General features: G+C 68.8%; 8 protein-coding genes and 2 pseudogenes. 5 read left to right on the top strand and 5 right to left on the bottom strand.

All coding sequences use genetic code 11. From position 1 onward, the window contains the following. The 3 genes and pseudogenes from ACWEK3_RS10185 to ACWEK3_RS10175 form a co-directional block, all read left to right on the top strand. Nucleotides 1-269, top strand: a 269-nt coding sequence (locus tag ACWEK3_RS10185; RefSeq protein ID WP_453249457.1) for a DUF418 domain-containing protein, incomplete at its 5' end; no start/stop codon positions are given. A 330-nt stretch (nucleotides 270-599) separates the two neighbouring features. Beyond that, nucleotides 600-1,247: pseudogene (locus tag ACWEK3_RS10180) on the top strand (AMP-binding enzyme); the annotation flags it as partial. A gap of 322 nt (nucleotides 1,248-1,569) precedes the next feature. Then, entirely contained in the window at nucleotides 1,570-2,601 is a 1,032-nt protein-coding gene (locus ACWEK3_RS10175) for a PP2C family protein-serine/threonine phosphatase (RefSeq protein WP_453249456.1), read from the top strand. A gap of 450 nt (nucleotides 2,602-3,051) precedes the next feature. Here ACWEK3_RS10175 and ACWEK3_RS10170 read toward each other — a convergent pair whose 3' ends face one another. After that, on the bottom strand, nucleotides 3,052-4,209 hold the full coding sequence (locus ACWEK3_RS10170; RefSeq protein ID WP_453249455.1) for an alanine racemase: 1,158 nt from the start codon (nucleotides 4,207-4,209) through the stop codon (nucleotides 3,052-3,054). Between the two features lie 269 nt (nucleotides 4,210-4,478). Here ACWEK3_RS10170 and ACWEK3_RS10165 point away from each other — a divergent pair, with 269 nt between their 5' ends. Then, nucleotides 4,479-5,072 carry a cupin domain-containing protein gene (locus ACWEK3_RS10165; RefSeq protein ID WP_453249454.1) on the top strand — a complete coding sequence of 198 codons (594 nt, stop codon included), beginning with the start codon at nucleotides 4,479-4,481 and terminating at the stop codon, nucleotides 5,070-5,072. A 301-nt stretch (nucleotides 5,073-5,373) separates the two neighbouring features. Here ACWEK3_RS10165 and ACWEK3_RS10160 read toward each other — a convergent pair whose 3' ends face one another. Then, nucleotides 5,374-8,763, bottom strand: a complete 3,390-nt coding sequence (locus tag ACWEK3_RS10160) for a S8 family peptidase (RefSeq protein ID WP_453249453.1) — start codon at nucleotides 8,761-8,763, stop codon at nucleotides 5,374-5,376. A 540-nt stretch (nucleotides 8,764-9,303) separates the two neighbouring features. Beyond that, nucleotides 9,304-10,332 carry a helix-turn-helix domain-containing protein gene (locus tag ACWEK3_RS10155; protein WP_450547031.1) on the bottom strand — a complete coding sequence of 343 codons (1,029 nt, stop codon included), beginning with the start codon at nucleotides 10,330-10,332 and terminating at the stop codon, nucleotides 9,304-9,306. 112 nt (nucleotides 10,333-10,444) lie between these two features. Here ACWEK3_RS10155 and ACWEK3_RS10150 point away from each other — a divergent pair. Continuing rightward, a pseudogene (locus ACWEK3_RS10150) lies at nucleotides 10,445-10,756 on the top strand (zinc ribbon domain-containing protein); the annotation flags it as partial. A 17-nt stretch (nucleotides 10,757-10,773) separates the two neighbouring features. On the opposite strand, the gene ACWEK3_RS10145 reads toward ACWEK3_RS10150, so the two are convergent. Beyond that, nucleotides 10,774-11,073, bottom strand: coding sequence for a hypothetical protein (locus ACWEK3_RS10145; RefSeq protein ID WP_453249452.1), 300 nt, complete (start codon nucleotides 11,071-11,073; stop codon nucleotides 10,774-10,776). Between the two features lie 476 nt (nucleotides 11,074-11,549). Beyond that, nucleotides 11,550-12,884 carry a Dyp-type peroxidase gene (locus tag ACWEK3_RS10140; RefSeq protein WP_450538242.1) on the bottom strand — a complete coding sequence of 445 codons (1,335 nt, stop codon included), beginning with the start codon at nucleotides 12,882-12,884 and terminating at the stop codon, nucleotides 11,550-11,552. Between the last annotated feature and the right edge of the window lie 3 nt (nucleotides 12,885-12,887).

Below are 12,887 nucleotides of genomic sequence, written 5' to 3'. Positions count from 1 at the left end.
TGGCCGCGACGGACGCCCTCCCACGGCTCCAGTCCCTGGCCCGGCCGGTCATCGCAGTCGGTTCCATGTCGCTGACCGCATACGTCTTCCACCTCGTCGCCATCCGGTTCCTGGGCATCGAGGAACTGCCCGGACTGCCCCTGCACGTCCTGCTCGGCTTCATCGCGGCCGCAATGGTGTTCGCGACCGTCTGGTCGCGCTTCCAGCAGCGCGGACCACTCGAATGGCTGATGGCCAAGGCGACAGGCCTGGCCCGGCACATCTGCTGAGCGCAGAACCGGCCGGGCCAACGCCCGACGCCGCAGGTTCTGTAGCGAGCAGGCCGTGGGCCTGGCCTCGGTCTCGCTGTCGCCGACCATCACTCCCAGAACCCGCCGCCGGTTTCGCCGGGGTCTTCATGGCCCTGGTGGCCATGGGGCTGGCCTTCGAGAAGCCGAGAACCCACGATGGGCTTCCGGCGTGTCCACGGCGAACTCCGTCGCCACTCGCGTCCGCCGTCCTCGGCAATGCCGGTCGGCTCCGACCTCTGCCGCCGCCGCGGCGACCTCGTTACTCGCCGACACCTTCCTGGTGCTGTCCGTCGTGCCGCTGATCGGCCTGAGGTACTCCACGGCTTCGAGCGGCAATTCGGTGTCACTGTGGTGGAGGGCTACGGGCTCTCGGAGACCTCGCCGGTCGCCGCCTTCAACCCCCCGGACCGGCCGCGCAAGGCCGGCTCGATCGGTCTCCCCATCCGCGGAGTCGAACTCAAACTCATCGCAGGCGACGGCACCACCGTGAGGCCGGGCGAGGTCGGCGAGATCGCGATCCGCGGCGAGAACGTCATGAAGGGCTACTGGAACCGTCCGGACGCGACGGCGGAAGCCATCCGGGACGGGTGGTTTCACAGCGGCGATCTCGCCCGTGTCGACGAGGACAGCTACTACTTCATCGTCGATCGGAAGAAGGACCTCATCATCCGTGGCGGATACAACGTCTATCCACGCGAGATCGAGGAGGTGCTCTACGAACACCCCGCCGTCGCCGAAGCCGCTGTCGTAGGCGTGCCGCACGAGATCCATGGGGAGGAGGTGGCCGCCGTAGTCACGCTCCGGGACGGCGCACAGACCACCGCCGGTCAGATACGTGACTACGTCAAGCAGCGGGTTGCTGCCTACAAGTACCCGCGGATCGTCAGATTCTCCGACGGACTCCCCAAGGGAGGAACGGGCAAGATCCTCAAGCGGGAGATTGTCGTCCATCAGTAATCGTCCAAGGCCTGAATGGTCCGGCTTCCGTAGCGGCCTTCAGGGCTGCGACGCAGATCTTCGGCGTAATGGCGTCCGCCGATCACGAACGCCGCCCTGACAGGGATCGCACGGGGATTTCCTCCCGGGTCACTCCGAGCTCCAATGCGGACCGTTGTCCGGCAGGGCGCGGCTCGCCCACGGCCGGGCCTGCTTACCGTACGGGGAGTGCGCTGTCTGCCCGGGAGGTCCTGTGCCCCGTAAGCATCCGAAGAGTTTCGCTCGTCCCCTCGAGGCCATCGAACCACCGCGCGACGCCGAAGTATTGATCGGTGTGGTGTCAATGACGGCCCTGGTGATGCTCCTCAGTGCCCTGGCCGCGTCCCCGGTGTGGCTTCTCGGGCTCCTTGTATTCCTGCCGGGTGCGGCGTCAGCGCTGTGCACCGTACGCCAGACGAAATTCGTGTCCGCATGGACCGCACTTGTGGTCATCGTCACCATGCTGGTCCGGCACGGTGACGGGCGGCCGTGGCTCGACAGGATCCTGATGGTGCTGCTCACCCTCGCCCTGGGCGCGGCATCCGTCTACGCTTGCCGCCATCGGATCCGCCGCGAGAACGTGATGCTGCGACTGCGCTCCACCGCAGCAGCGATGCAGCGCCACATCCTGCGCCCTCTTCCCATCGTCACCGACGACGTCCTGGTGGACGGAGTGTACGAGCCCGTACAGGAGGACCGGCTCATCGGCGGCGACATCTACGACGTCGTCGTCTCTCCGTGGGGAACCCGGATTCTGATCGGCGATGTCCAGGGCAAGGGCCTGCCCGCGGTCGGCGCCGCGTTCGCCGCCATCGGCACCTTCCGTGCCACGGCCCACCGAGAACCCACTCTGACCGCGCTCGTCGATAGCCTCGATGCCTCTGTCGTACGGCACAACTCCTATGCCGCACAGACCGGCGAGGACGAACGGTTCGTCACAGCGCTCATCGTCAACGTTGACGCACGCGAAGAGGTACAAGTCATCAACTGCGGACATGTTCCGCCGCAGTTGCTGCACGATGCCACCGTCACCACGCCGGCCCTCGCATCCGGCGTCCCTCTCGGTCTTGCTGAACTCGCCGCCGAGCCCCCGACCGTCGACTGGTTCGCCTTTCCACCCGGCGCGACGCTGCTGCTGACCACAGACGGGCTCACCGAGACCCGCGCTGCCGACGGTACCTTCTACCCCCTCGCCGAACGCCTCACCAAGCACGTGGCTCTCTCCCCCACCGACCTGCCGCGCGCCCTCTACGACGACGCGCGCGCGTTCGCCGGGGAGGGAGGCCAGCACGACGACGTGGCGGTCCTGTCCGTCCGGCGGTCACCGTACCGCTGAGCGCATCACGGCGCACACCACGCGATCGACCGTTACACCCGCCACCTGCGGGACGCCCTCCCGCACGCCAGGCGCGTGGCCGGACAAAGCGACTGCGCCCCGCGCAGGGGTCTCTGTCGGCAGTGCAAACGCCGACGCCAGCGTTGACGCGCTGTTTGACGCAAGGCGGTCAGACGCGGCGGGATCGCGAACGCGCGGACAGTACGCGCCCAGGCACCCCCGTTCCTGCAGGCCCGCAAGGCGGTCGAGATCGACGCCGCGTTCGGCGTCGGGCTGGTCCGCCCGGAAGTAGGGGCCCGCCGCAAGGGACCATGCGATGCTCCGGACCCTGTATCACGCCGGGCTCCGCTCAGAGGAGGCATCGCTGCTGGACAAGCCAGACGTGCTCGTCGATTGCCGCCAACACGAATACGATGACTACCGGCCTTGGAGCAAGGCCCGTTCGTCCGGTCAGTGGAACTGCGGGTGCCACACCTCACGTGTGTGGCCCTGCTGGTCGACCACAGCAATGTCGGGCCAGCGGTCAAAGGCGGAGCACGGGTGGGAGATGCCGAGGTCGACTTCGTCGCCAACGCTCAGCCCATGTACCTCGGTCAAGACCAGGTGGTGGTCGTATATCTGGGCAGCGGTCGCCGTGACAGCCGTTCGCCGCGCCCCTTCCGCGTCGCGTGCGCTCAGGAACACGGGCAGGCCGGCGTCATAGGGCAGCTCGCGTTTCCCGGCGCCGACGACGGCACGCCCTGGTTCTGGCGTGGACAGCACGACCGCGCGGACCGTCAGCGCTGCGCGCAACCCCGGCAGGAGTGACACGTGCTCGTATGTGCCGTGGTCGTGAGTGACGTAGCAACCGGATCGCAGAACGGGCACCATGGGCAGGTCACTCGGGTTCTGCGCGAGTTCCGCAAGGGCATGGATGACGCGGTCGGGGAAAGCGGAGCCGCCCATGGTGAAGACGGGCTGTGTGATCTCGTACAGCGGGAGGAGACGGCGGTACACAGTGATCGCCCGTCGGCAGTGCTCATCGACCTGCGTCAGCGTCTCAGCGTCGCGGCGATTGGGCCTGACTCCTTCATAGCCTGCGACGCCGGCAAGGCAGAGTCCGGGGGCCGCCTTGACCGCTGCGGCGAGTTCAACGGCTTGGGCCGGCTCCCGCACGCCCGTACGGCCTCCGTCCGTTCCGATGTCAATAAGAACGCGCAACGGATTGGGGGCGCCTTCCATGGCTGCCCGGGCGAGGTCCACTCCGGTCAGGGAGTCGGCGAAGCAGTAGATCTCCAGCTCCGGCGTCCCGTTCAGCCACCGTCGGATCAGGGCGAGGTCGGCTCGGTGGACCACCTGGTTCGCGATGATCAAACGCCGTACTGCCCAGTCCAGAGCTCTGCTCGCCTGCGCCACGGTGGCGACGGTGACGCCCCACGCCCCTTCGGTCATCTGCCGCTCGACGATCGGCCGCGTCATGGTGGTCTTGATGTGTGGAGCCAGTTCGACCCCCCTGTCGCCGCACCATGCGGCCATGAGCCGGACGTTGTGCTCCAACGCAGAGAGATCGAGACGCAGCTCCGGCAGTTGCCGTGTTCGGCATCCTCCAGATGCCGTGTCGTAAGCCATTGGTCCTCCGTGCATGCTTGAGCGACCCGGTCGACCCGAGTGTTGGGGATCCAGGGCGGCGGAACGATCGGCGACGCGGCGCGGGTGCCCCTCCGTTCTGGAACCTGCCATGGCTGCAGCCCCGCCATGTCGAGCCGGCCGGCATCGATGTTCGTGATGACTGACACCCTGGGCGGCATCTCATATATGCGACGGAGCATAGATTATTTAAGACGCTCACCGCAAACACTATGCTGGATGCCGCATCGCATTTACTAGAGGAGCAGTCCGTGTCGACCGTGGAGCACGCGCACACTTCCCCCGAGCCCCCCGGCGGCGACGGGATCGGCCAGTACCTCCGTCGCGAGCGACTGGACCAGGGCCTCACGCTGGAGAAGCTCGCCGAGAAGACGGGACTGTCACGCAGCTATCTCAGCAACGTCGAGCGGGATGTGAACAGTCCGACGATCAACACGCTACGCACGATCGTCGACGCCCTTGGAACCACACTCAGCCAGTTGTTCCGCGCGGTGGACCGCGAGCACCGCGTACTCACGCGCCCCGATCAGCGCATTGAGCTCACCCGGTCAGGAGTGGAGGGGGTGACCTACACACTCCTCAACCCAAAGCACGGCGGCAGGATCGAGATGATGATGCTCGAGATCGCCCCCGGCGCATCCTCGGGTGGCAATCCACACACCCATGGCGGAGAAGAGGTCGGCCTACTGCTGAGCGGAGAGCTGGATTACTGGGTCGACGGCGTGCACTACCGCCTGCAGCCCGGCGACTGCGTCAGTTTCGACTCCTCCGTCTCGCACCGCTACAGCAACCCTGGCGATGTTCCGGCAGTCTGTGTCTGGACGGAGACGCCCGGCGGTTTTTGATGGGCCGTCAAGCCGGGTCCCCGTCCGGGCCTCACGCGTAGGCGCCTGCCCACGACAGTTCCCAACCTCATCTCGCAGCCGGCCGGCGTCCCGGGGCTCGCGGGTCTGCCCGCTGAGGTAGCGCAGCCGGGAACCGGGTCCGGGTGTTGGAAGCCGGCCAGGGGCAGGCCGGCAAGTTGTCGCTTGCCGGACCTGCAGCGATCTGCACCTCGACTGCGCCCTGGTGATCACAGGTGGGGGCAGCAGGTGGCAGGCCGGGCGGGCCGCCCGTTGCGGGGGACCGCCCGGCCGGACTGTGTGGTCACCGCACGTCGTAGGCGCGGGTGATGGTCTGGGTGACCGCGTTGCCGTTGGCGTCGGTGAGGGTGACCTTCAGTGTGACCTGCTTGCCGGCGGCGCCGGTGTGGTCGAGGACGGCCGTCCACTTGCCGTCGTGCTGCTCGGTCGGCGCCTGGGTCCAGGCGGTGCCGCCGTCGTAGGAGTAGGACAGCGAGGCCGCCGTGATCGCACCCGGGGTGTACCCGGCGTGGCCCTCGACCGACAGACCGACCTTGATGCCGCTGCGCGCGGGAAGGGTGTTCAGGCCGTCCACCGGCAGGTCGTACGCCGGGTGGAGGATCGGCAGGCCGCGGGAGTAGACGTCCGGCTCCCGGTGCGAGCGGAAGCTCCAGGTGGTGTCGGCAGCGGTGGAACGCAGCCAGTTGCGGTCCCCGGTGTAGATCTTCTCCAGGTGCTGGGTGAGCTCGTACGCGGAGTCCTCGTCCGGCACCTCGAACACGCCGTACGGGTAGGCGAGCCGGCCGATCTCTTCGCCGTTGCGCTTCAGCTTCAGGTTGCCGATGTCGCCGAACGACCCACCGTAGGTCCAGTGGTCGCCGGAGCCGTCGATCCAGAGGGCGTTCTGGATGCCGAACAGGTTGCCCTGCCGCTCGGCGGCCAGCATCAGGTTGCCGTCGGCATCGCGCGCCGCGCCCGGCCGCAGGGGGCCGCCGTACCATTCCTCGGTGCTCCGCTGTCCGGCCTTGTAGGTGCGGTCCTGGTCGCTCATGAACGCGGCGAACGGGAAGCTGGTCATCGCGCCGTGGTACCAGGCGTCGTCGCCGGTCGTGTAGTAGGCGGTGCGGGTACCGGGCACGTGGACCGTCTGGTACAGGCTCACGGGGATCTGGGTGTTGCTGCTCCCGGAGGGACGGAGGAACAGCGCGTCGATGTAGTCGGCCTCCTTGCCCATGGCATGCCACGTCTCGGTGACCTGGGCCAGCCGGGAGTCATTCGGCCGGTAGGCCTGGTCGGAGTGCAGCGGGCCCTCGGTCGGGAACGACAGGTTGTAGACGTAGGACGAGCCGTCCTCGGAGCCGGTCGCGCGCCAGGTGGGCCGGAACTCGAAGGTGCCCTTCTGAGCGCGGCCGTCGATGTCCGCGTAGAACTTCTGCACGGCGCCGCCGGCCGTGAGTGTTCCGCTGAGCTGCCAGGTGTCGTCCCACGTGCGGGCGTAGCTGAACGTGGTGCCCCGCAGCGTCGAGGGGCGGTCGGTGTGCAGGCTCAGCTGGTGGGCCTTGCGGGCGTCGAGGACGACGGTGGTGTCCTTGGTGATCCGCAGCTGCGGGTTCGCGAGGTAACTGACCGATTCGGGCGTGTTGCTCGCGTCGGACGTCGCCACGAAGCTGCTGAGGGCGTAGTCGCCCGGGCGCACACGGTAGGTCTGCTCGGGCGCACCCGCGTTGGTGCGGCGCTCGCCCTCGTCTGTGTCGATGCTGGCGACGTCCAGGGAGGAGGAGCCGGTCGCGGGCTTGCCGTTGCGGTCGACGACCTTGACCCGGAGGGTGACCGTCTCCGGCTGGACGTAGAGGGTGACGGGCACGGAGACGTGCACATCGCCGCCGGTGGCCAGGATCCGGCCGGTGACCGCACCGTACTGGGCGGGCTTCAGACGGGCGGTGGGGTCGATCTGCAGCGGCACCTGAGCGGTGGCCCCCGCCGGGACCGTCACCTTGCTCTCCTGCGGCTTGATGATTCCGGAGGTGACGTCGCTGCCGTCGTTGCCGTGCACACCGCTGAGCTTCAGATGGAGCGTCAGGTCGCTGTCGCTGGTGTTGGTGAAGGGCACCTGCACGGTGGTGCGGTCCGACGCGTCCTGCGGCCAGTTGTAGCTGCCGGCCTGGACAGCCGGCGCGGAGAGCGCCTTCTGGTTCACCGCGCCGAACACGTCAAGCACCCCACCGCCGGTCTGGTCGGCGCCGGCGACCTTGCCGCCGGTGCGGGCGGAGGAGACCAGGGCAGCCTTGATCTGCTGCGCGGTCCAGTCCGGGTGCGCCTGGCGGACGACGGCCGCGGCGCCCGCGACATGCGGGGTGGCCATGGAGGTGCCCGACATCGTCCGGTAGGCATAGACGCCGCGGCCGCCCGCACTGGCCGCCGAGATGTCGACGCCGGGGGCGGCGATCTCGGGCTTGAGGGTGTGGGTGACGGCCACCGGACCGCGGCTGGAGAACTGCGCGGTGGTGTCGTCGCGGTCGACGGCGCCCACGGTCAGCACGCCGGGCACGCACCCGGGCGAGGAGACGGTCTCGGCGCCCGGGCCGGAGTTGCCGGCGGCGACGACGAACAGCGTGTGCTTGCTCTTCGACAGTTCCTGCGTGGCCTGGGCCATCGGGTCGGCGCAGTCGCCGATCCTGGGGTTGCCCAGGCTCATGGAGACGACGTCGGCCTTCTGGTCGACGGCCCACTGCATACCCGCGATGATCCAGGAGTCCTGGCCGTAGCCCTGGTCGTTGAGAACTTTGCCGATGAGCAGGGACGAACCGGGGGCGACGCCCTTCTTGCTGCCGTCACTGGCCGCTCCGGAGCCGCCGACCGTGGAGGCGGTGTGGGTGCCGTGGCCCACCCGATCGTCGGTGGTCTTGGAATCCGTGAAGTTCTTGGACGCGTCCACCCGGTTCACCAGGTCCGGGTGCTCGGCATCCGCGCCCGTGTCCAGCACGGCGACCTTGGTGCCCTTGCCGTCGTAACCGGCCGCCCAGGCCTCCGGCGCGTGCACCTGCTTGGTGGACCGGTCCAGCGTGGCCTCGACCTTGCCGTCCAGCCACAGCTTCTTCAGCGTGGAACCGGACCGTGAGCGGGTGTCGGTGACGTCCTGCCAGAAGGCGGCGGCGGTGTCCTTGCCTGCCTTGAGCGCGACGCCGTCCACAGCGGGGAGGCTCAGGCCCCGCTCGGACCCGCGAGGAGCCGCGGGCGCGCTGGCGGCAACGTTCACACTGTTCCGGTAGGTGGCGATGAGCGGCAGCGTGTCGGTGTGTGTGTCGTCGTATCCCTGGCGGATGAGCCCAGTGACGTTGAACAGCTGCTCGTCGACCTTGCCCTCGGCGATCGCCTGGGCGGCGTCCTCCGGGTAGACGTAGAGGTCCTTGCCCATCTGGTAGGTCTGGACGATCGGCTGCGTACCGTCCTCGTGGGGCAGCACGGCCGCCGAACTGCGGCCCGACGTGTCCGTGGTCACCAGTACCTTGTCGCCGGTGATGAGCGTGACCGGCACCTGCTTGCCGCCCGTTGCTGCGGGCTCGCTGCCGATGACGGGCCTCTTCCCCGAGGCACCGTCAGGCGGCGCATCCGCCGCCCCAGAAGGCGTTACCGCGGTGACGGCCAGGACGGCGGCGATTGCCGCGCCCAAGGCAATACGGGTTTTGGGGGGCATGAGTCTCCCTACTTGACTCCGTGAACATGCCATGCTGCGGGGTGCAGCCTGGCAGACATACGGATCGCGTAGGCATGCCGCGCGTGACGGGTTTCCCGCGTGTCGGTTTTCCGTCACGCGGTCACGTCGACTGGTTCGTCGGCTCGGTGGGGCTTCGGGTCTGGCAGGTGGGGGTATGCCCCTGTGGGCTGACGCTCACCGAGACGATCTCGCCGAAGGGGGATGCACGGGTACATTCCTCGCTCCTTGACCAGCAGCAGGCCCCGGCTTCCCTCAAACTCCTCCCGTCACGTTGGTTCCTCCGGGTCCGGGCGGGGTTCGATCCGCCGCCGGGAAGGGGCCCGCAGCTCATGAGCGAGCTGCGCGACGCGGTCAGGTACCTGTCGCGTGGGTGCGCGCGCCGCCGCTCCTGTGGATGTCTTCAGCCTGGATCACGGGCCCGTCGGCGGGGAAGCAGGAATCCGCCAGGAGTTGGCAGCCGCCCTCGCAGGCGGACCACCAACAGACGGAAACTCCCCGGCCCTCAGGCCGAGGAGCAGGTCAAAGCCAGCCCGCACGTGCGGCGTGCCACCCGAGTTGCAGACGCGAATCCGCTCCGGCAAGGTCCATCAGACGGCGTGTCCGCCGCTCCACGGTGCGTATGGAGACACCGAGTTGGGAGGCCGCCCGCCGGTCTGAGAACCCCGCCAGCAGCAGAGCGAGGACTTCCAGTTCCCCCTCGGTCGGCTGCTGATCGGCTGCCGACTCCGCGCGCACACCCGTGGTGGTGGCGTACAGCGGCCGGGCCTGGTCCCATTCCCTCTCGAAGAGATGGACCAGGGCCGTCAGCAGGCCGCTGCGGTGCACCACGATTGCGCTCGGCTCGCCGCCGGAGTCCGCCATGTCCAGTGGCACCATGGCACGCTCTCGGTCCGAGACGACCATCTTCAGCGGCAGCGAGTCGGCCACGCGAAGCTCCAGGCCCGCCAGGATGGCCGCCCGCACGTCCCGCGCTACGTCGTCACCGTCGAGATAGTTCCTGGCAGCCACGACCCGGAAGTCGACTCCGCGGTCCAGCGCGAAGTTCTCCGACACGTCGGCATCCTCGCGCGGCACCGCGATAGGTACCCCGACGAGGAAGACAAGCAACTCCCGCTGGGCGCCGCGCTGCAGTTGGTGGAACCGGTGTGCGACCTGCTCCACGCCGACGACCACCTCCACGACGCTGCCCGCAGGGTGTGCGGCGGTACTGCGGTACTGCTCGGTCAGCATCGAGAACGCGGTCTCGGCACGGTGGAGCGCGTTGCGCTGCTCGACGAGGAACGGGGCCAGAGCCACCGAAGGTGGTGTGAGCCGATAGCGGGCGGGCTGGAGGCCCGCCCCGCAGTCGGCCGAGTCCGGCGTCCCGCTCCCGGCCTCGGTGGCGACCGCCACCAGGCCACGTGTCGCCAGGTCAAGCAGGATGCGGGCGGTCTCGCCCACCTCGATTCCGGTCTGTCCGGCGAGTTCCTGCGCGGAGGCTGTCGGGCGGGCCAGCAGTGCCGTGTAGATGGCCTCTTCAGCCGGGGCCAATCCCAGCGCCTGCAGCATGCAACTCCTCCCCGGGCGGCCACGGTGTCAGGCCCTGGCTCAGCTCGCGCTGACCGAGCGGATCCTTATCGGCCGAACCCTATCCCGCTGTCAGGATGTCGCCGTCGGCTGTTTGAGCATGCTGGAGTACAAGGCCGCCCGGTACGGGCGCACCTTCGTCCGCATCGGCCGCTTCGAGCCCACATCTCAGGTGTGTTCGGTATGCGGTGTGAAGGACGGCCCGAAGCCCCTGCACGTCCGCGTCTGGACATGCGGGGCGTGCGGAGCTGTCCTGGACCGGGATGTGAACGCGGCGGTCAACGTCGCCAAGGCGGCCGGACTGGCCGTGTCAGCCTGTGGAGCGCAGATAAGCCCGGGACTCGTCCCGGCACAGCGCGGCGAAGCAGGAACCCACCCGACACCACAGCCCTCAACGGCGCGGTAGGCGGGAATCGCCGCCCTTCAGGGCGGCGAGGATGTCAACAAACCGCTGAGCAGCACCGCGGCGAGCGCGCCAAGGATCGCCGGCTCGCCTGCGAAGGCGATACCGACGGCTGCCAGCGCGGGACCCACGTTACGCACAGCAGCGACGCTTCCCATGGTGGTGCGGCGTACCGTCGGCCCCGTGGCCAGCAGCGTGCCGATGGCGAAGGCGGCGCCGGCGAGGGCGAACCCCGCCAGCAGGGCCAGGGAGCCGACGAGTGCGACCACGTCACGCCAGTTGCCGAGCAGCATGCCCACCAGCACGATCAGGAACGTCACGTTCGAGACCTTGATCGCGGTGGGGTGCCAGGAACGCACTGCCCTTGGGGCGTTGTGGCGCAGTGGCAGATCGACGCCGAATGGTACGAGCTGCCGATGGCGGCGAGTAGGACCTGCATGGCCGCGCCTGCCACGACATCGCCGTCCTGCACCATGGCCGGCTTCGCGCCGAATGGCCCGCCGAGTGAGGAGGCGACCAGCACCAGCGCGATGACGGAGGCGGCGGGAAGGCCGAGCAGGTCAGCCGGGCCCCAGCCAAGCAACGGGATGACCGCCAGGTCGCCGAGTAGCGCCAGCAGGAGCAGCGGAAAGTCGGCGAAGACGCCCCACAGCGCTGAGATGGTGGCTCCTAGACCGCGGTGAACATGGTGGTCGCGATGAAGATCACGGTGACCGCGTTGAACAGCAGGTGCAAGATGCCCATGAGGCGTTCCGGTCCGGTGGCGGGGCGCCCGGGCGGGCCGCAGGGCCACGGTTCAGTCCTGGAGGTCGCCCAGCCACCGCAGGGCGCTCAGTCCGGGCAGGAAGCAGTACTCGCCCCCGCGCGTGACCGTGAACCGCGGCAACTGTGGCAGACGCCGCCGTACGGGCCGGCGGGGGATGGTGTAGTCGGTGACGCCCTCGTGGGCTCCGGCTATCGGGTCCTTGGTGTTGGCTGAGCCGAAGAAGACGCCGTCGTTCAGCCACTCGGACTGGACGAACTCGAACTGCCGCCCGAGGTGGGCACCGATGAACGCGAACAACAGTCCCCGGTCCGCTCCGTCGTCCTCGAGGGCGCCGTCCGCAAGCGGCGGTCCGTAGACGGCGCCGCGCCTGATCATGCGGTGCAGCCTCACTTCTCCCGCCACCGACGCGTCCCGGGGATTGGCCCGGCGGATGTGGCAGCCGCCGGGGGTGATGAACCCCGCTGGGTCGTCGCGCTCGTAGAGGAAGGTGTTGCGGCGGTGTGGGTCGGCGCCCAGCGCCGGGTCGTCCTGGTGGGGGCTGAGCGCCAGTGGTGCGCCGCTGCGCCAGCGCCCCAGGACCTTGGCTGCGAGCAGTTCCTCGTCCTCGCGGCTGGTGGAATGGTCCTTCAGACAGCGCCGGAACGCGGCGACGCGTTGGTGGAGTTTGCGGAAGACCGCGTAGCTTCCGTTGCGTCCGAGTATCTCGGGCCACGGGGTCTGGACGCCGCCGAGCTCGTCGGGGTAGCCGAGAACGAACTCGCCGGCCCTCAGCGGCCTCTCCAACTGGTTCGACCCGGCGATGCCGCTGCCCTCGATGGCGGGGTTGCTGACGCCGTCCCGGTAGCCGAAATGCTCGGTCTCCGTGGGGAGTGCGTAGCAGTCCTGCCGCCAGATCGCGGTGATACCGGGCAGGTGCTCATACGCCGGGCGGGCCCGATCGATGGCCGCCTCCAGCTGCGCGATGTCGGGCGCGACCACGGTGAGCACCACATGGACGTCAGCCGTGCCCAAGGGCGTCTCCCAGTTCTCGGGGCTGCTTTCGCCCACGTCGCCGAGCGCCTTGGCCCGGGCGGCCATGCCCTGCCGGAACTCCCAGGCGAAGGTGTCCAGCGACTCGCGCGGCACCCCGAGCGCCTTGAGGCCGTGGTAGGTGACCGCGACACTCACCCAGGTGTCCCCGAGCGGGCTGGTCGAGTCTGCCGCTGAGGTGGTCACCGCGCTCGCGCGCCGCATCAGCTCCCGCCCGTGTGCCCGGTCATCGATGCGGAACAAAAGGTAGGTCACCGCATAGGGCGTCGGCCTGGGGCTGAGAACTCCGCGCTGGATGTCGTCGAGTTCCAGGGCGATCTGCTTCTCCCCACTCATAGT

It is taken from the genome of Streptomyces sp. NPDC004721 (assembly GCF_053601495.1).
Note: the sequence above shows the minus strand (reverse complement) of the source record. Positions and strands in the feature narration are given on the sequence as shown.

Bases quoted from the DNA above. Each gene is read 5' to 3' on its own strand.
- ACWEK3_RS10175 (WP_453249456.1), top strand. From the start codon at position 1,570: ATGACGGCCCTGGTGATGCTCCTCAGTGCCCTGGCCGCGTCCCCGGTG.
- ACWEK3_RS10170 (WP_453249455.1), bottom strand. From the start codon at position 4,209: ATGGCTTACGACACGGCATCTGGAGGATGCCGAACACGGCAACTGCCG.
- ACWEK3_RS10160 (WP_453249453.1), bottom strand. From the start codon at position 8,763: ATGCCCCCCAAAACCCGTATTGCCTTGGGCGCGGCAATCGCCGCCGTC.
- ACWEK3_RS10155 (WP_450547031.1), bottom strand. From the start codon at position 10,332: ATGCTGCAGGCGCTGGGATTGGCCCCGGCTGAAGAGGCCATCTACACG.
- ACWEK3_RS10140 (WP_450538242.1), bottom strand. From the start codon at position 12,884: ATGAGTGGGGAGAAGCAGATCGCCCTGGAACTCGACGACATCCAGCGC.